Below are 16,818 nucleotides of genomic sequence, written 5' to 3'. Positions count from 1 at the left end.
CGTCAGGCTTTGCGGGCCGGCGGCAAGCTCGGGGATGCGACAAGTGGTCTATTCTTGCGCTCGGCAATATACTTGTGAGATTGTGTCGATATACATGCGATAATGCCTGATGAGGGCAGCGCGGGGGCTTCGATGACATCCGTGAGGGTCAATGAGCTGATATCGGTGACGGGGCAGCCCGGCGCCGCGGACTTTGGTGCTTTCGCGGCAGACGGCTTTGCCGCCGTCATCAATGCCCGGCCGGATGGCGAGGAGCCGGGGCAACCCGGTAATGCAGCGGAGAAGGCTTCAGCCGCCGCCGCCGGGATCGCCTACAGCTTCGTGCCGGTGAAGGGGGCCGAGATTACCGAGGCCGATATCCGCGCCTTTCAGGCGGCGATAGCTGAGGCGAAGGGGCCGGTCGTCGCCCATTGCAAGAGCGGCACACGGGCGCTGACGCTTTATGCGCTGGGCGAGGCGCTGGACGGGCGGATGAAGTCCGGGGATGTCGAGGCCTTTGGTCAAGGCCTCGGCTTCGATCTTGCCGGCGCGCGGCGCTGGCTGGAGAAGCGGGCAGGGCAGGTACCTCATGTGAAGGCCTTCTTCGAGCCCCGCACCTGCAGTGTGCAATATGTCGTTTCCGACCCGGCGACGAAACGCTGCGCCATCATTGACCCGGTGCTCGATTTCGACGAGATGTCGGGGGCGACGGGCACGGCCAATGCCGACGCCATCCTCGCCCATATCGAGAGCGAAGGGCTGACGGTCGAGTGGATCCTCGACACGCATCCGCATGCCGATCATTTCTCCGCTGCGTATTACCTCAAGGGAAAGACCGGTGCGCCGACGGCGATCGGCGCCCATGTCACCGACGTGCAGGCGCTCTGGAAGGAGATCTACAATTGGCCGGCGCTCGCGACCGACGGCTCGCAATGGGACCGGCTGTGTGCCGATGGCGAGACGTTCGAGATCGGCACGCTCAAGGCCCGCGTGATGTTTTCGCCCGGGCACACCCTCGCCTCGATCACCTATGTAATCGGCGACGCCGCCTTCGTGCACGATACGGTGTTCACGCCGGATTCCGGCACCGCCCGCACGGATTTCCCGGGCGGCAGCGCCAGCGCCCTCTGGCACACGATCCAGGCGATCCTGTCGCTGCCCGAGGAGACCCGGCTGTTTTCCGGCCACGACTATCAGCCGGGTGGCCGCCACCCGCGCTGGGAAAGCACGGTTGCCGCCCAGAAGCGCGCCAATCCGCATATATCGGGCATCGACGAGGCCGGCTTTGTGGCGCTGCGCCAGGCGCGCGACCGCACGCTGCCGAAGCCGAAGCTGATGCTGCACGCGCTGCAGGTCAATATCCGCGGCGGGCGGCTGCCCGAGCCGGAGGAGAACGGCCGGCGGTATCTGAAGATTCCGCTGGATGCGTTGTGAGGGGGCGGCCCTGGCAACCGCCGCATCGTTCAAAGCGCGTTTCCTATAGCAGCCCCGGCGAAGTCATCCCCACCAATAGCAGCCGGCACCCATGTTCCCCAACTGCTTCATAGGCAAGGCAGTTTATCGTAAGGAAGCGCCTTTCGCCGCAATATCAACCGACCGCCACCGGCAGTTTGCGCACCGAACGGCGGCGCGCAGCCATGCGCGCGATATATTTATCCGCCGGTGGCGCGGCGCCCTCTGAATAATCATTGACGGCGCGCGGGCAGGCGACGTAACTGGGGGAGACGGTTCCCTGAAGATGACTCCAAGGGGATTAATAGGGAACACGGTGAGGACGACCCAGTAGGGACCGAGACCGTGGCTGCCCCCGCAACTGTAAGCGGATTGTCGATCTCGGGGTTGATCGCGGAGCGATCATGCCCTTGGCCTAAAGGCTACGCCACTGCGGATATCGCGGGAAGGCGGATGAAAGACGGATATCCGCAAGCCAGGAGACCTGCCGTCAATCGCGATCCAATCAACCGGGCGGGGATGCCCGGACAAGGAACAGACATGATTGACCTTCTGAACCTTCGCCTGATATCGGCATGCATCCGTCTCGATTGGGCCTCCCGCGGCTAGTCTACGCGTCGGCGTGACTTCAGCGTTGCGTATATGCGCGCGGCGCGGCCGTGCCTGTTTTCCCATCATCGAGGTTTTCATGCGTCAATTTCTCGCCATCATGACATTTGCCTTCGGGCTGGCCGGCCTTGCGGCACCAAGCTTGGCCGCGACCCAATATCCCCTGACCGTCAGCAATTGCGGCCAGCAGGTGACGTTCCAGAAGGCGCCCGCCAGGATAGTTTCGATCGGCCAGGGCATGACTGAAATTCTGTTCTCGCTCGGCCTTGCCGACAAGATCGCCGGAACCGCAGTCTGGGTTGGCCCCGTCCTGCCGCAATATGCCGAGGCCAACAGCAAGATCAAACGCCTCGCCGACAACGATCCGAGCTTCGAATCCGTCGTCGGGCAGGAGCCCGACCTCGTGGCGGCCGAGTTCGAATGGCATGTCGGCGCGCAGGGCTCCGTCGGCAAGCGGGAGCAGTTCAAGGATCTCGGGATCAATACCTTTCTCGCGCCGGCCGATTGCGTCGCCAAGGTCAACACCGATGGCGGCGACGGTGTGCGTGGGGAGCTGTTCACGATGGATCTGATCTACCGGGAAATCGCCGAACTCTCGGAGATCTTCGACGTCAAGGAGCGCGGCGACACGCTGATTTCCACGCTGAGGAAGCGCGAGGCGGATGCCGTGGCGTCGATATCGGGCGCAACGGGCAAGAACCTACCGGTCGTCTTCTGGTTCTCCAGCAAGGAGGTCAACGGCGACGCCTTCATCGCCGGCAAGAACAGCGCGCCTGCCTATATCCTCAAGACGATCGGCGCGAAGAACGTCGTGACAACCGAAGAGGAATGGCCGCTGGTCGGCTGGGAAACCATCGCCCAGGCGAACCCGGCGGTGATCGTGCTGGCGACGATGGATCGCCGCCGTTATGCGGCCGACGATCCCAAGGTCAAGCTCGACTTTCTCGAGAACGACCCTGTGACCAGGGAACTCGATGCCGTCAGGAACAGGCACTTCGTGATGATGGATGCGCAATCGATGAATCCAACGATCCGTACGATCGACGGCGTCGAGACATTGGCGAAGGGCATCAAGTCCTTCGGCCTGGCACAGTGAAGACAGTATCGCTCAGGCGGCAGGGATGGTGGGCGCTCGCCGCGCTCACCATTGCCGCGCTTCTCCTTCTTGGACTGATGATCAGTCTCGCCGTTTCCATCGGCGAGATTGCCATCCCGCTTGCGACGACGGCTGAGGCGGTTTCGAACCGCCTGTTCGGAACCGATTTCGAGCTCAGCCGCATCCACCAGGGCATCGTCTGGGATTATCGGCTGAGCCGCGCCCTCGTCGCGGCCAGCGCCGGCGCGTCGCTCTCGCTCTGCGGCGCCATCCTGCAGGCGCTGCTGCGCAATCCGCTGGCCGAACCCTATGTGCTCGGCATCTCCGCCGGCGCCTCGACGGGAGCGGTCTGCGTGATGATTCTCGGCTTCGGCTACGGTATTCTCGGCCTGTCGAGCGGGGCCTTCATCGGCGCAGTCATGGCCTTTTTGCTGGTCGGCTTCCTGGCGACGGGTGCGGGGGGAACCGGCGAACGCATCATACTGTGTGGCGTCGCCGGTTCGCAGCTCTTCAACGCGCTCACCTCCTACATCGTGACGACATCGGCGAATGCCGAGCAGGCGCGCGGCATCCTGTTCTGGCTTCTGGGGTCGCTCAGCGGCGTACGCTGGCCGGATGTCTACCTTTCGGTGCCGATCGCGCTTGCCGGCTTCATCGTCTGCATGGCCCATGTGCGGGCGCTCGATGCCTTCGCGTTCGGCACGGACGCCGCCGCCTCGCTCGGCATTGCCGTGCGCCGCGTCCAGATCGTGCTGTTCGCCCTGACGGCGGCGATGACGGCAAGCGTCGTCAGCATGGTGGGCTCGATCGGTTTCGTCGGCCTCGTCATACCCCATGCCGCCCGCTTCCTTGTCGGGCCGGCCCATGGGCGGCTGCTGCCGGCAACGGCGCTCGGCGGCGCCATCTACATGGTCGGCGCCGATATCCTTTCGCGCATCATCATACCGCAGCAGATCCTGCCGATCGGTGTCGTCACCGCGCTCTTCGGCGCGCCGGCCTTCGCCGTCATCCTCTATCGCGTACGAGGGAATGCATGAGCATCAACGTCGACGAGGTGAGCTTTGCCGCCGGCGACAACGTCATTGTCAACGGCGTCAGCCTGACGGTGAAAAGGGGCAAGGTGCTCGGGTTGCTCGGGCCGAACGGTTCCGGAAAGTCGAGCCTTCTCAGATTGATCTGCCGGCTGCGCAAGGTTCGCAGCGGTGTCATCAGGCTCGGCGAGGACGACATTTCCTCGCTGTCGCGCGCAGCCCTTGCGCGTCGCGTCGCCTTCGTCGAGCAGCAGTCGACGACCGATACGCAGTTGACCGTGCGCGATGTGGTGCGGCTTGGCCGCACCCCGCATCGCGGGCTGTTGTCGTCCTGGGGCGCCGAAGACGACGCTGCCGTCGACCAGGCGCTGTCGCGGACGGGCATGCGGGAGAGGGCAGGCCAGCTCTGGCAGACACTGTCGGGCGGCGAGCGCCAGCGCGTCCATATTGCGAGATCGCTGGCGCAGGCGCCGAGCGAACTGCTGCTCGACGAGCCGACCAACCATCTCGATATCCAGCACCAACTCGACATTCTCTCGCTGATCTCGAAGCTCGGTATCACCTGTATCGTCGCGCTGCACGATCTCAACCTGGCGGCAATGTTCTGCGACAGCCTGGCGGTACTTCAAAAGGGCAAGGTCATCGCCTCGGGCGCGCCGGAGGATGTGCTGACGGAGGAGATGATCGGCCGGGTCTTCGGCGTTCGCGCCCATGTCCAGAAATCGGCCGTGCATGGCCGGCATCATATCCAATACGTCATGGATTAAGGAACGGCGGGGAATTTCGATCTCAAGGAGGGGTATGACCTCACTGGCCTTCTTCCGGGCCTGGCGCCGTGCGCTCGTCGCAAGACAGCCGGGACCGGCGCTGTCTTAGGCTTCAGGCGCCGAAAACCGCATTGCCTCCCGCAACAGCTTGATGACCTCTGAGACCGATGGCCCGCTGATGGGCGGCGGCTCTGTGCGTTCGCAGAATTCGCGCCAGACAAACAGCGTCAGTTCCGCGCCATCCGTTGCGGTTTCCCCCGGACCCTCTGCAAAACTCTGGAGCAGGCGATATCGAGCGTCCTTCCAGAACAACTCCTCCACCCAGTCATATATCGGGATCACATGGAAATGGATCGGATAACCGGGCGTGTGCCCGTATCGGCCGATATAGACGCGCTGGGCATTCAATTTCCGTTTCAGGGCGCTCTGAACCCTTGCGAGCAAGGGGCCGAATTCGGCCAAAGCGTCTTCAGACAAATCCGACAGATCGTTGGTATCGGTCTTGGAACTGAGCATGAGGTAGCCGGGAAGGGCGGAGTTGCGTCTTCCGTTTTCGCAAATGTCGCTATTCACTTGTGGTGGCGGCAGAATAGGCAGTTTCGCGAGGGTTGCAAATGACGCATCCGAGACATAATCAAGGCCAAGTCCAAGAGCCTTATCCCAGAGAGACTTGTCGTCATATCCGCCAACCGCTATCTGGTGCTGATCCTAGGCGAACCCGCCGAGAACGATAAGGCCTTTTATGATCCCCGATTTCCTCGTCACCCATTCCGGTGGCTTCCATGCCGACGAATTGCTGTCGAGCGTCATCCTGACCCGGCTTTTCCCGCAGGCGCGTATCGTCCGCAGCCGGGCGCCGGAATGGATCACGCCGGGCAAGGATCGCATCATCTACGATGTCGGCGGCGCCTATGACCCTGCCGCCGGGATATTCGACCACCACCAGCGCGGCGCGCCGTTGCGTGACGATGGCCAGCCCTACAGTTCCTTCGGCCTGATCTGGAAGCATTACGGCCGTGATTATCTCGCAGCCTCCGGCCTTCCCGAAGCACATGTCGAGACGCTGCATGGTTCTTTCGACGCCAGTTTCGTGCTGCCGGTCGACCTGACGGACAATGGCGCGCTCAGCCCCTCCGGGCCGCTGGCCGGGTTGACGCTGCCGGCTCTGCTGGAAACGCTGAAACCGGTCTTCGACGATGCCGACCCCGCTGCCGACGACCGTGCCTTCCACGCGGCCCTTGCCATCGCCCGCAGTTTCGTCGAGGCCAGGATTGCGCAGAGTGCTGCGAAATTGCGGGCCGAGGCGGTCGTGCATCAGGCAATCGAGGCTACCGGGCAGGGGCGTGTTTTGGAATTGCCGAGGGGAATGCCCTTCCGGCCTGCTATCGTGAAAGCAGGCGCCGATCATCTGCTGTTCGTCGTCCACCCGCGCGAAAAGGACTGGTGCGTGACCGGCATCCGCCGCGCCGAGGATGGTTTCGAGCTCAGGGCCGATCTGCCGGCGGCCTGGGCCGGGCTCACCAATGGCGCATTGGAGGCGGCGTGCGGCATAGAGGGCGCGAGCTTCTGCCACAACGGCCGATTCATCGCCGCCGCCAGGACCCGAGAGGCGGCGCTTGCCATGGCCGAACTGGCGGTAGAGGAGGCGCTTTCGATCGGGCAATAGGTCAAATAGCGGCAGCTCAGGCAGCTTATCCGCGCCGGGTTCACCTCGTATCAGATTACGTTCAGATGGCTCCAATTGTAGGGCCGATTGACTTGCTGCCGCGAAGGACTAAGCTTTAAGCCATACAACCACTACCCATACGCGAGAGATTGCTGAGGGTGCAAGTGGCTGGCAACCTTGAGGAGGATGAGGTTTGCCATGGACTATCGTGTTATTCTGCTGATTGCCACATCCGTGATTGCCCTTTCCCCCGGTCGCGCCGGGGCGCAGGAAGGCGATGCGACCGCGGGTGCCGTCGTTTTCAAGAAATGCGCAACCTGTCATGTCGCCGATTCCGATACGAACAAGGTCGGTCCGTCGCTGAACAAGTTGTTCGGCCGACAGGCCGGCACGCATCCTGATTTCGCCTATTCGGCCGGAATGAAGGCGGCCGGCGAAGGCGGTCTGGTCTGGGACGAGACAGTGCTGCGCGACTATCTGCATAATCCGAAAGCGAAGGTGAAGGGCACGAAGATGGCCTTCGTCGGCGTGAAGGACGACCAGGAGATCACCGATCTCATCGCCTATCTCAAGCAATATTCCAAATGATGGGCCATACTCCAAAATGACGGGTGGAAGTGACGCGGCAGGTGCCTAAATTGCCGTAATTGCCGATATTTTCTATCTGTGCGATAATAAAGACGGACTTTTTGCGGAATGCGGTTTCACGGGTCAACCTGCTCGAGGAGGAGCGGAAATGGCTGTCGTGCTGATCCTCGTCCTGATTGTCGTCGGCTCCGTGCTGTTCCATGTGCTGAGCCCGTGGTGGTGGACGCCGATCGCGTCCAACTGGACCTATATCGACAGCACTCTCGTCATCACCTTCTGGATCACCGGCATCGTCTTCGTGGCAGTGGTCTTGTTCATGGCCTATTGCGTCTTTCGCTTCCGGCATAAGCCGGGCAACAAGGCGCATTACGAGCCTGAAAACCGCAGGCTGGAGGTGATGCTCGCCTCGGGAACGGCGGTCGGCGTCGCCGCCATGCTGGCGCCCGGCCTCATCGTCTGGAACCAGTTCATCACGGTGCCCGCCGATGCCGCATCGGTGGAGGTCGTCAGCCAGCAGTGGCTGTGGAGCTTCCGCCTGCCGGGGGCGGACGGAAAGCTCGGCCGCGCCGAAACGCGCGACGTTACGCCCGAAAACCCGCTCGGCCTCGACAAGAACGATGCAAGCGGCCTCGATGACATCATCATCGAAGGCGGCGAACTGCACCTGCCGATCGGCAAGCCGGTGCACATGTTGCTGCGCTCGGTCGATGTGCTTCATGATTTCTACGTGCCTGAGTTTCGCGCCAAGATGGACATGATCCCCGGCATGGTCACCTACTTCTGGCTCACGCCGACGCGGACGGGTACCTTCGAGATCCTCTGCGCCGAACTCTGCGGCGTCGGTCATCCGCAAATGCGCGGCACCGTCGTCGTCGACAACGACGTGGACTATCAGACCTGGCTCGGGCAGCAGCAAACATTCACCCAGTTGACGGCGTCATCGGGAGAGCTGCCGTCGGCAAACTGAACCGTGCAGTGGTCGCAGACCGCAGGCCGGTTCGGTGAACCGGCGGGGGAAGGGAAGAGAGATCATGGTCGAGATTCCATCCGGCAGCATCCCATCCGCCGAAGTCGAGGATGTGGAGCTTTATCATCCACACAGCTGGTGGACGAAATATGTGTTCAGCCAGGATGCCAAGATCATCGCCGTGCAATATTCGATCACCGCCATCGCGATCGGCCTAGTGGCGCTGGTACTCTCCTGGCTGATGCGGATTCAGCTCGCCTTCCCCGGCTATTTCACCTTCATCGATGCCGATCACTATTACCAGTTCATCACCATGCACGGGATGATCATGGTGATCTATCTCCTGACTGCGCTCTTCCTCGGCGGCTTCGGCAATTACCTCATTCCGCTGATGGTCGGCGCGCGCGACATGGTTTTCCCTTACGCCAACATGCTGAGCTACTGGATCTACCTCCTCGCGGTGCTGATCCTCGCCGCCGGCTTCTTCGCCCCCGGCGGCCCGACAGGGGCCGGCTGGACGCTTTATCCGCCGCAATCCGTTCTCTCAGGCACACCAGGCGGCAAGGACTGGGGCATCCTGCTGATGCTGACCTCGCTGATCGTCTTCATCATCGGCTTCACGATGGGCGGGCTGAACTATGTGGTAACCGTGCTGCAGGGGCGGGCGCGAGGGATGACGCTGATGCGGATGCCGCTCACCGTCTGGGGCATTTTCACCGCGACGGTGATGGCGCTGCTCGCTTTTCCCGCACTCTTCGTCGCCTGCGTCATGATGCTCTTCGACCGCGTGCTCGGCACCAGCTTCTTCATGCCCGCCATCGTCGAGATGGGCACGCAGCTCCAGCATGGCGGCGGCAGCCCGATCCTGTTCCAGCACCTCTTCTGGTTCTTCGGCCATCCCGAGGTCTATATCGTGGCGCTGCCGGCCTTCGGCATCGTCTCGGACCTGATCAGCACGCATGCGCGCAAGAATATCTTCGGCTACCGCATGATGGTCTGGGCGATCGTCATCATCGGGGCGTTGAGCTTCGTCGTCTGGGCGCACCACATGTATGTCAGCGGCATGCACCCGGCCTTCGGCTTCTTCTTCGCCACGACGACGCTGATCATCGCCATCCCGACGGCGATCAAGGTCTATAACTGGGTGCTGACGCTGTGGCGCGGCGATATCCACCTGACGCTGCCGATGCTCTTTGCGCTCGCCTTCATCGTCACCTTCGTCAATGGCGGGCTGACCGGCCTGTTCCTCGGCAATGTCGTCGTCGACGTGCCGCTGTCGGATACGATGTTCGTCGTGGCCCACTTCCACATGGTCATGGGGGTCGCGCCGATCCTCGTCATCTTCGGGGCGATTTATCACTGGTATCCGAAGGTGACGGGGCGCATGCTGAACGATGTGCTCGGCCATATCCACTTCTGGATCACCTTCCTCGGCACCTATGCGATCTTCTTTCCGATGCACTATCTCGGTCTGCTCGGCGTGCCGCGCCGCTATTTCGAGATGGGGGAGACGGCCTTCGTTCCGCCGTCGGCCCACACGCTGAACATCTTCATCACAGTCATGGCGCTGGTCGTGGGCGCCGGGCAGATGGTCTTCCTGTTCAATCTCGCCTGGAGCCTCTTCCGGGGCAGGGAGGCCGGCGGCAATCCATGGCGGGCAACGACGTTGGAATGGCAGACGCCTGAGACGCCGCCGGCGCATGGCAACTGGGGCAACGACCTGCCTGTGGTCTATCGCTGGGCCTATGATTACAGCGTGCCGGGGGCGGCCGAGGATTTCATTCCGCAGAATGTGCCGGCAACGGCTGGCGTCACCCGGGAGACGCCGGCATGAGCGTCGTGCTGATCTTTCTGGCCGCCATCGCCGCCATCATGATCTGGTGGCTCTCCGGGCAGCGGCTGACCTCGAAGCCCTGGCTGGAGACCGGCTCCGTGCAGATGCCGGTTCATGACGGCACCGGCCGGCCGCCGGTGCCGCCGGTGAAGATCGGTCTCTTCGTCTTTCTCGGCGTCGTCGGCGCGCTCTTCAGCCTTGCCGTCAGCGCCTATTTCATGCGCGCAGCCTCGGCCGACTGGTGGGGGATGCCGGTTCCGCGCCTGCTCTGGGTGAACACCGCGGCGCTGGCCTTGAGCAGTGCGGCGCTGCAATGGGCTAAGCGCGAAGAGCGGCATGGCCGCATGGAAAGCCTGCGGCCTGCGCTCGTTACGGCACTTGCGCTTGCGGTCTTCTTCCTCGCCGGGCAGATCCAGGCATGGCGGGAGTTGGTCGCGGCAGGCTACGTGCTTGATGATAACCCTGCCAACAGCTTCTTCTACATGCTGACCGGGTTGCATGGCCTGCATATTCTTGGTGGGCTGGCGGTGCTGGCGCGCACGACGGTCAAGGCCTTCGCAGCCGATATCGCGCCGGAGAGGCTGAGCCTTAGCGTCGATCTCTCGGCTATCTATTCGCATTTCATGCTTGCGGTCTGGCTGCTGCTCTTCGCGCTTTTTGCCGGCTGGGCCAGCGATTTCGTCGATCTCTGCCGGACGTTGATTAGCTAGGGGGTGCAGATGGCACAGACTATCGAGACACATGGCGGGGCTGACCTCAGGCCATCAGGCCTTCGCGGTGTCGCCGCCGATTTCAGCTCGGATCAGCGCGCCTTCAAGACCGCCTCCTGGGGCAAGGCGATGATGTGGATCTTTCTCTTGAGCGACACCTTCGTCTTCGGTTGTTTCCTAATCGCCTATATGACCGCCCGAATGTCGACGCCCGTACCATGGCCCAATCCGAGCGAGGTCTTCGCGCTGCATATCGGCGGCCAGGATGTGCCGTTGATCCTGATCGCGATCATGACCTTCGTGCTGATCTCGAGCAGCGGCACCATGGCGATGGCGGTCAATTTCGGCTATCGCCGCGACCGCCGCACGACGGCGGTGCTGATGCTGCTGACAGCGCTTCTCGGCGCATGCTTCGTCGGCATGCAGGCCTTCGAATGGACGAAGCTGATCACCGAAGGCGTGCGCCCCTGGGAAAACCCGTGGGGGGCGGCGCAGTTCGGCTCGACCTTCTTCATGATAACAGGCTTTCACGGCACCCATGTCACGATCGGCGTCATCTTCCTCCTCATCGTCGCCCGCAAGGTCTGGCGCGGCGATTTCGACGTGGAACGGCGTGGCTTCTTCACCAGCCGGAAAGGCCGCTACGAGGCCGTCGAGATCATGGGCCTCTACTGGCACTTCGTCGACCTGGTCTGGGTCTTCATCTTTGCATTCTTTTATCTGTGGTGAGGTCGTCATGAGCGAGACAACGGCGCATGCACAAAGCCAAACGATGGACGCACAGGCACACAGCGGACAGCAGCACCCGATCGGGCTCTATTTCTTCGTCTGGGGCCTGCTCTTCGTGCTCAGCGCGGCGTCCTATATGGTCGATTATCTTGGCGTCCAGAGCTATCTCAGGTGGACGCTGATCCTGGTGTTCATGATGCTGAAAGCCGGATTGATCGTCGCCGTCTTCATGCACATGGCCTGGGAACGGCTGGCGCTGGTCTACGCCATCCTGCTGCCGCCGCTGCTGGTACTGGTTTTCGTGGCGCTGATGGTCTCGGAAGCGGACTATACGATCTTCACCCGGATAGCGTTTTTCGGTGCTACGCCGTAGAGCGGCAATCGGGCAGTCTCCGTTGCCGTTCCGTTCGTATTTGCTTTGCTTTTACATCTTCGTTCAACCTATCGAAGATGAGCGGTTTCCTTTCTTCTCCCAGGACCGCAGCGCACGCCAGAGCACCGTATTGTCTGCATAACCCAGCACACGCGCCACCTCGGACATCGGCGCGGCATGTCGGTCGCCGAGATAATGGGCGGCGAGTGTCTGGCGGTGTTGGCGAACGAGATCGCGAAGCGACACGCCTTCCTCCGACAGCCGACGCTGCAGGCTTCGCGGCGACATCTTCAGTTCGGCGGCGAGGATTGCGACCGTGATCGGTTTGCGGCCAAGATAGATGCCGATCAGGGCCTGGACCTTTTCCTTGACAGCTTCGCCGGCCGCCGGCTCGTTGACCAGATCGCCGATGTGCCGCTCCAGGATTTCGATCAGGCTTTTGTCTTCCGAGCGGTGGACACGATCGGCATCCGCCTTGTTCATGACGATGCGGTTGCCGGATTGGCCGAACAGGATGGGCGCGCCATAGATGCGTTCCAGCACGCCGGCATCGCGTGGGGCGTGATGCTCGAGCTGGATTTCGATCGGCCGCCAGCCTCGGCGGAAGCACGAACGGACGAGCTGACAGGAGGCGGCAATCGTGAATTCGCTGTCCTGCCGGCGCGGCCACATGCTGGGGTCGACGATCCGGTAGCTCCAGACAAAATCGCCATTCTCCTCGAATACGCCGGAACTGGTCGCGCCCTGCAACGCGTTCACATATTTCGACAGCCGTTCGAAAGCGCTGCGAATGTTCGGCGAGAGCGCAAAGAGCATGCCGATGGGGCCGAGATCGGCGGGCCTGAAACCGGTGCCCATGCGGGCTCCGAGTGCCGGTTCGCCTGTTATCGTCGCGGCATCCTCGAACAGCGCGACATAACGCGCCATAGGCAGGACAGCGTAGGGATCTTCGAGTTGCGAGCGCAGAATGCCGTGCGAAGCCAGAAGAAGGTCGGTTTTCCCGGATCTTTTATCGATTTGTTGCACCAGCGGGATCAAGACAGAGGCTCGAATTGAAGCAACTGCGGGCATTCGGCTGATCAAATGCCGTGCAACTGCCATTTTCAGCGTCTCCGGTGACCGTCGTGGCGCGAATTATCGATTCATTGGCATAAACTGCAATTTCGAGGCCAGATCGCCGCGCTTACCCTCTTGGCAACAAACAAGCAAAGAGGGGTTTCTCCATGACATTGGAAGCAAGCATGCCCGCGCCGTCATCGCCGGAGCGTCGTCTGGCCAAGGACTCGGTGGGGCTTGCCCATATCGTGTTCTTCGTCGTTGCCGCGGCCGCGCCTCTCACGGCCGTCGTCGGCGCTTCACCGGCCGCCTTTGCCTTTGGCAATGGCGCAGGCGTTCCCGGCGCTTTCGTGCTCGCCGGCCTGCTTTACCTGCTCTTCTCGGTCGGCTTCACCGCCATGAGCCGGCATGTGGGCGGGGCGGGGGCCTTCTACACCTATATCACCCATGGCATCGGTAAGCCGGCCGGGGTGGGTGGCGCCTTCATGGCGCTGGTCACCTATAGCGCGGTTCAGATCGCCATCTATGGGCTGTTCGGCTTCTTCGTGGCCAACGCCATAGCGCCGCTTGGGCTGGTCCTGCCGTGGTGGGCCTGGGCCTTCGCGGCACTCGTCGTCGTGCTGGTCTGCGGTCAACGCAACATCGCCTTCTCAGGCGCGATCCTTGGCGTCTGCATGATCGCCGAAATCGCCATATTGCTGGTTCTCGATCTTGCCATCGTCTTTTCAGGCGGCGGACCAGAAGGCATCACCTTTTCCTCCTTCGCTCCATCGTCGGTCTTTACATCAGGTCTTGGTGTGGCGCTGGTCTTCGTCATCGGTTCCTTCATCGGCTTCGAAGCGACGGCCATTTTCGGCGAGGAAGCCGAAAATCCGGAAAAGACCATCCCCCGCGCCACCTATGTTGCGGTGCTGCTCATCACCCTGTTCTACGCCTTCTCCACCTGGGCCATCGTGCAATTCTACGGTCCGGGCAATGTGCAGGCCTCCGCTGCCGCCGGCCTCGACAGTTTCTACTTCGTTGCCGCCAATTCCGTGCTCGGCGCATGGTCGAGCCAGGTGATGAACGTGCTGCTGATCACCAGCCTGTTTGCCTGCATCCTGTCCTTCCACAATACGCTCAACCGCTATTTCTTCGCCCTTGGCCGGGAAGGGCTGGCCGTCAAGGTGCTTGGCAAGGTTCACGCCAAGCATGGCTCACCCTATGCCGCAGGCCTGTTGCAAAGTCTGATCGCGGCCGTCGTTCTTGCCCTGTTCGTCATCTTCGGCGCCGATCCCTACACCGTCGTGTTCTCGTGGATGGCGGCGCTTGCAGGGATCGGTATCCTGCTGGTGCAGGTGCTGGTCTCCGTCGCGATCGTCATGTTCTTCCGCAAGACGCCGAACAGCTACAGCGCCTGGACCACGATGATCGCTCCGGCGCTGGCGCTGCTCGGCCTGATGGGTTCGCTGGTGCTGGTCAGTTCCAATCTTTCCCTGCTTTCCGGCAGCGAAAGCCCGATCGTCAAGGCTTTCCCCTATGCGATGGTACTGGTGGGCATTCTCGGTGCGCTTTTTGCGATCCAGGTCAAGAAGTCCAAGCCCGCTCTCTATGCCTCACTCGGAAAGGTCTTCGAATGAGTGCCATTGCCGAACTTGCACCCGTCGATCGCTTTCTGGCTCTCGCGAGCGCGATCCTTACCGGCGCGACTTTGCTGGTTGCCGTTGAGGCGCATGTCTTCTGCTCGGTGTTTTGCATTCACGCAGAGGCAATGACGATCGAGACGCAGATCTGCTCCGGTCGATCCTGATCACCGCACAGCTTGCGACGCGCGATGGTGCGTCGTCTTTCCGGAAGCCAAGAGGCCCAAAATCAAAGAGGCCCAAATCAAAGAGGTATGTCCATGGACGCCGTTGTCGCAGTCACCCATCCGCTCGATCCCCTGAGCCTGGCCGAGATCGCTTCTGCCGTTGCCATCCTCAAGGATACGCAGAAACTCGCAGCCACCTTCCGCTTTCCGATAACCCGGCTGGAGGAGCCGGCCAAGACGGATCTTGCCACTTATCGCTTGGGCGATAGTCTGCCGCGTCTCGCCTTCATTCTGGCCATGGATATCAGCAACGGCGAGACCTTCGAGGGCATCGTCGATCTGACCGCCGGCAAAGTGTCCTCCTATATAAGACTGCCTCTTGGCGAGCTGCCTTATGGCCAGCCGCCGGTCATGCTGTGTGAATTCGAAACCGTTGAGGGCACCGTCAAATCCGATCCGCGCTGGATTGCTGCCGTCAAGAAGCGGGGCATCACCGACGAGGATATTCCGCTCATCCAGATCGATCCTTTTTCCTCCGGCTATTTTGGCCGCGAATTCGAGAAGGGAAAGCGCATCGTCCGCGCCGTGTCCTATTGGCGCGAGGATATCCGCGACAACGGCTATGCGCATCCGATCGAGGGTGTGGTGGCGGTGGTCGACCTGATCACCAACCGAGTGGTCGATCTCGTCGACGATGAAAAGATCATTCCGGTTCCACGGAAGAAGCGCAATTATGGCCGCGAAACCTTCCCGGAACTCCGACCCGATCTCAAGCCGCTGCATATCGTTCAGCCGCAAGGGCCGAGCTTTGCTGTCGACGGCTGGAAAGTCGAATGGCAGAACTGGAGTTTCCGTGTCGGTTTCACCCCGCGCGAAGGCCTCGTTCTGCATGAACTCGGCATCAGGGATCAGGGCAGGCTGCGGCCTGTCGTCTTTCGCGCCAGCGTCACCGAAATGGTCGTTCCCTATGCCGATCCGACTGCGAACCATTATTGGAAGAGCGCTTTCGATGCCGGCGAATATGGCCTCGGGCGCCTGGCCAATTGCCTCGAACTCGGCTGCGACTGCCTCGGCCATATTCACTATTTCGACGTGCCGGCGGCCGATGATTTCGGCCAGCCTTTCATCATGAAGAACGCCATCTGCTTGCATGAGGAGGATTACGGAATCCTCTGGAAGCATTACGAATTTCGCAACGGTATTTTCGAAGTGCGCCGCTCCCGCCGCCTCGTCATCTCCTTCTTCGCAACCGTCGGCAATTATGATTACGGCTTCTACTGGTATCTCTACCAGGACGGCACGATCCAGCTCGAAGCCAAGCTTACCGGCATCATCCAGACGGCGGCAGTCGCGACCGGCGAAACCTATCCGTGGGGCGGCATGGTCGATGACAATCTCGGCGGTCCGACCCACCAGCATTTCTTCAATGCGCGCCTGCATATGGATGTCGATGGCGGTGGTAACACTGTGACCGAGCATGAGTTCGTGCCGCGTCCCTGGGGTGAGGACAATCCCTATGGCAATGTCTTCGATACCAGGACTCGCGTGTTGAAGCGCGAACTCGATTCGCCTTCACTCGCCAATGGTGAGACCGGCCGCTACTGGAAAGTCTCCAACCCCAACATGCAGAACAGCGTCGGCAAAACGCCGGGCTACAAGATCATCGTCATGCCGTCACCGGTCATGCTTGCCCAGCCGGATTCGACCGTTGCCCAGCGCGGCGGCTTCGCCAAGAAACACATCTGGGTCACGGCCTTCGATGCCAGGGAGAAATATGCGAGCGGCGATTATCCGAACGTGCATGCCGGCGGCGACGGCCTGCCGGGTTATGTCAAGCAGAATCGCGAAATCGAGAATGCCGATATCGTGCTCTGGCATTCCTTCGGTCATACCCATGTCTGCAAGCCCGAGGATTTTCCGATCATGCCGGTGGAATATGCAGGCTTCACACTGAAACCGAACGGCTTTTTCGCATCCAACATCGCCATGGACCTGCCGCCTGGTGGAAACGAGGAGAGTGTCGACAATCGCCTGCAGCCTTCACCCGATGACAGCGGGAACGGTCCCTGCTGCCACACCTAGAGTATGGCACTGGCCTGCGACTGACGTCTTCCCGACGAGGCGATGACCCGGTAGAGTTGCCGAATGTGCGCCCGATCATCCCATCCGGAG

General features: G+C 61.6%; 16 protein-coding genes and 1 riboswitch. Of the genes, 14 read left to right on the top strand and 2 right to left on the bottom strand.

The window, feature by feature from the left end; all coding sequences use genetic code 11:
* Positions 1-132 precede the first annotated feature (132 nt).
* The 4 genes from blh to NE851_RS24745 all read left to right on the top strand — a co-directional run bounded on the left by blh (position 133) and on the right by NE851_RS24745 (position 4,934).
* Complete coding sequence (gene blh / locus NE851_RS24760) at positions 133-1,413, top strand: bifunctional sulfur transferase/dioxygenase Blh (protein ID WP_127430276.1); 1,281 nt, start codon at positions 133-135, stop codon at positions 1,411-1,413.
* 274 nt (positions 1,414-1,687) lie between these two features.
* A riboswitch (cobalamin riboswitch) is annotated at positions 1,688-1,937 on the top strand.
* A gap of 182 nt (positions 1,938-2,119) precedes the next feature.
* Positions 2,120-3,136 (top strand): ABC transporter substrate-binding protein, encoded by a 1,017-nt coding sequence (locus NE851_RS24755; protein WP_127430277.1) that lies wholly within the window; start codon positions 2,120-2,122, stop codon positions 3,134-3,136.
* Positions 3,133-4,173, top strand: a complete 1,041-nt coding sequence (locus tag NE851_RS24750; protein WP_047610579.1) for a FecCD family ABC transporter permease — start codon at positions 3,133-3,135, stop codon at positions 4,171-4,173. Before NE851_RS24755 ends, NE851_RS24750 begins: the two co-directional genes overlap by 4 nt.
* A complete protein-coding gene (locus NE851_RS24745) occupies positions 4,170-4,934 on the top strand; it encodes an ABC transporter ATP-binding protein (RefSeq protein WP_127430278.1) in 765 nt (254 codons plus the stop codon). The genes NE851_RS24750 and NE851_RS24745 overlap by 4 nt, the downstream gene beginning before the upstream one ends.
* A 105-nt stretch (positions 4,935-5,039) precedes the next feature.
* On the opposite strand, the gene NE851_RS24740 is transcribed toward NE851_RS24745, so the two are convergent.
* Complete coding sequence (locus NE851_RS24740; RefSeq protein ID WP_127430279.1) at positions 5,040-5,531, bottom strand: HIT family protein; 492 nt, start codon at positions 5,529-5,531, stop codon at positions 5,040-5,042.
* Positions 5,532-5,676: 145 nt separating this feature from the next.
* On the opposite strand from NE851_RS24740, the gene NE851_RS24735 reads away from it, so the two are divergent.
* The 7 genes from NE851_RS24735 (at position 5,677) to NE851_RS24705 (ending at position 11,801) form a co-directional block, all read left to right on the top strand.
* A complete protein-coding gene (locus NE851_RS24735; RefSeq protein ID WP_127430280.1) occupies positions 5,677-6,600 on the top strand; it encodes an MYG1 family protein in 924 nt (307 codons plus the stop codon).
* A gap of 198 nt (positions 6,601-6,798) precedes the next feature.
* Positions 6,799-7,188, top strand: coding sequence for a c-type cytochrome (locus NE851_RS24730; protein WP_127430281.1), 390 nt, complete (start codon positions 6,799-6,801; stop codon positions 7,186-7,188).
* Between the two features lie 148 nt (positions 7,189-7,336).
* A complete protein-coding gene (locus NE851_RS24725; protein WP_047610571.1) occupies positions 7,337-8,155 on the top strand; it encodes a cytochrome c oxidase subunit II in 819 nt (272 codons plus the stop codon).
* A 64-nt stretch (positions 8,156-8,219) separates the two neighbouring features.
* Positions 8,220-9,989 carry a cytochrome c oxidase subunit I gene (ctaD, locus tag NE851_RS24720; protein WP_127430282.1) on the top strand — a complete coding sequence of 590 codons (1,770 nt, stop codon included), beginning with the start codon at positions 8,220-8,222 and terminating at the stop codon, positions 9,987-9,989.
* Positions 9,986-10,699, top strand: coding sequence for a cytochrome c oxidase subunit 3 (locus tag NE851_RS24715; protein WP_127430283.1), 714 nt, complete (start codon positions 9,986-9,988; stop codon positions 10,697-10,699). The genes ctaD and NE851_RS24715 overlap by 4 nt, the downstream gene beginning before the upstream one ends.
* 9 nt (positions 10,700-10,708) lie before the next feature.
* Entirely contained in the window at positions 10,709-11,428 is a 720-nt protein-coding gene (locus NE851_RS24710; protein ID WP_127430284.1) for a heme-copper oxidase subunit III family protein, read from the top strand.
* A 7-nt stretch (positions 11,429-11,435) separates the two neighbouring features.
* The gene (locus NE851_RS24705) at positions 11,436-11,801 is read left to right on the top strand and encodes a cytochrome C oxidase subunit IV family protein (protein WP_127430285.1); all 366 of its coding nucleotides are present in this window, start codon (positions 11,436-11,438) and stop codon (positions 11,799-11,801) included.
* Between the two features lie 63 nt (positions 11,802-11,864).
* Here the strand turns inward: NE851_RS24705 and NE851_RS24700 are convergent, their stop codons facing one another.
* Positions 11,865-12,902, bottom strand: coding sequence for an AraC family transcriptional regulator (locus NE851_RS24700; RefSeq protein ID WP_127430286.1), 1,038 nt, complete (start codon positions 12,900-12,902; stop codon positions 11,865-11,867).
* Positions 12,903-13,024: 122 nt separating this feature from the next.
* Here NE851_RS24700 and NE851_RS24695 point away from each other — a divergent pair, with 122 nt between their 5' ends.
* The 3 genes from NE851_RS24695 to NE851_RS24685 all read left to right on the top strand — a co-directional run bounded on the left by NE851_RS24695 (position 13,025) and on the right by NE851_RS24685 (position 16,728).
* Positions 13,025-14,476, top strand: a complete 1,452-nt coding sequence (locus NE851_RS24695; RefSeq protein WP_127430287.1) for an APC family permease — start codon at positions 13,025-13,027, stop codon at positions 14,474-14,476.
* Positions 14,473-14,646, top strand: a complete 174-nt coding sequence (locus NE851_RS24690) for a hypothetical protein (RefSeq protein ID WP_164735912.1) — start codon at positions 14,473-14,475, stop codon at positions 14,644-14,646. The genes NE851_RS24695 and NE851_RS24690 overlap by 4 nt, the downstream gene beginning before the upstream one ends.
* 93 nt (positions 14,647-14,739) lie before the next feature.
* Positions 14,740-16,728 (top strand): primary-amine oxidase, encoded by a 1,989-nt coding sequence (locus NE851_RS24685; protein WP_127430288.1) that lies wholly within the window; start codon positions 14,740-14,742, stop codon positions 16,726-16,728.
* The last annotated feature ends 90 nt before the right edge of the window (positions 16,729-16,818 follow it).

The organism is Rhizobium anhuiense bv. trifolii (assembly GCF_024346605.1).
GTDB classification, from domain to species: Bacteria; Pseudomonadota; Alphaproteobacteria; order Rhizobiales; family Rhizobiaceae; genus Rhizobium; species Rhizobium anhuiense.
This window is presented reverse-complemented; position numbering and strand designations above follow the sequence as displayed.

Coding starts and splice junctions, on each gene's coding strand:
- blh (WP_127430276.1), top strand. CDS start 133: ATGACATCCGTGAGGGTCAATGAGCTGATATCGGTGACGGGGCAGCCC.
- NE851_RS24755 (WP_127430277.1), top strand. CDS start 2,120: ATGCGTCAATTTCTCGCCATCATGACATTTGCCTTCGGGCTGGCCGGC.
- NE851_RS24745 (WP_127430278.1), top strand. CDS start 4,170: ATGAGCATCAACGTCGACGAGGTGAGCTTTGCCGCCGGCGACAACGTC.
- NE851_RS24735 (WP_127430280.1), top strand. CDS start 5,677: ATGATCCCCGATTTCCTCGTCACCCATTCCGGTGGCTTCCATGCCGAC.
- NE851_RS24730 (WP_127430281.1), top strand. CDS start 6,799: ATGGACTATCGTGTTATTCTGCTGATTGCCACATCCGTGATTGCCCTT.
- NE851_RS24725 (WP_047610571.1), top strand. CDS start 7,337: ATGGCTGTCGTGCTGATCCTCGTCCTGATTGTCGTCGGCTCCGTGCTG.
- ctaD (WP_127430282.1), top strand. CDS start 8,220: ATGGTCGAGATTCCATCCGGCAGCATCCCATCCGCCGAAGTCGAGGAT.
- NE851_RS24715 (WP_127430283.1), top strand. CDS start 9,986: ATGAGCGTCGTGCTGATCTTTCTGGCCGCCATCGCCGCCATCATGATC.
- NE851_RS24710 (WP_127430284.1), top strand. CDS start 10,709: ATGGCACAGACTATCGAGACACATGGCGGGGCTGACCTCAGGCCATCA.
- NE851_RS24705 (WP_127430285.1), top strand. CDS start 11,436: ATGAGCGAGACAACGGCGCATGCACAAAGCCAAACGATGGACGCACAG.
- NE851_RS24700 (WP_127430286.1), bottom strand. CDS start 12,902: ATGGCAGTTGCACGGCATTTGATCAGCCGAATGCCCGCAGTTGCTTCA.
- NE851_RS24695 (WP_127430287.1), top strand. CDS start 13,025: ATGACATTGGAAGCAAGCATGCCCGCGCCGTCATCGCCGGAGCGTCGT.
- NE851_RS24690 (WP_164735912.1), top strand. CDS start 14,473: ATGAGTGCCATTGCCGAACTTGCACCCGTCGATCGCTTTCTGGCTCTC.
- NE851_RS24685 (WP_127430288.1), top strand. CDS start 14,740: ATGGACGCCGTTGTCGCAGTCACCCATCCGCTCGATCCCCTGAGCCTG.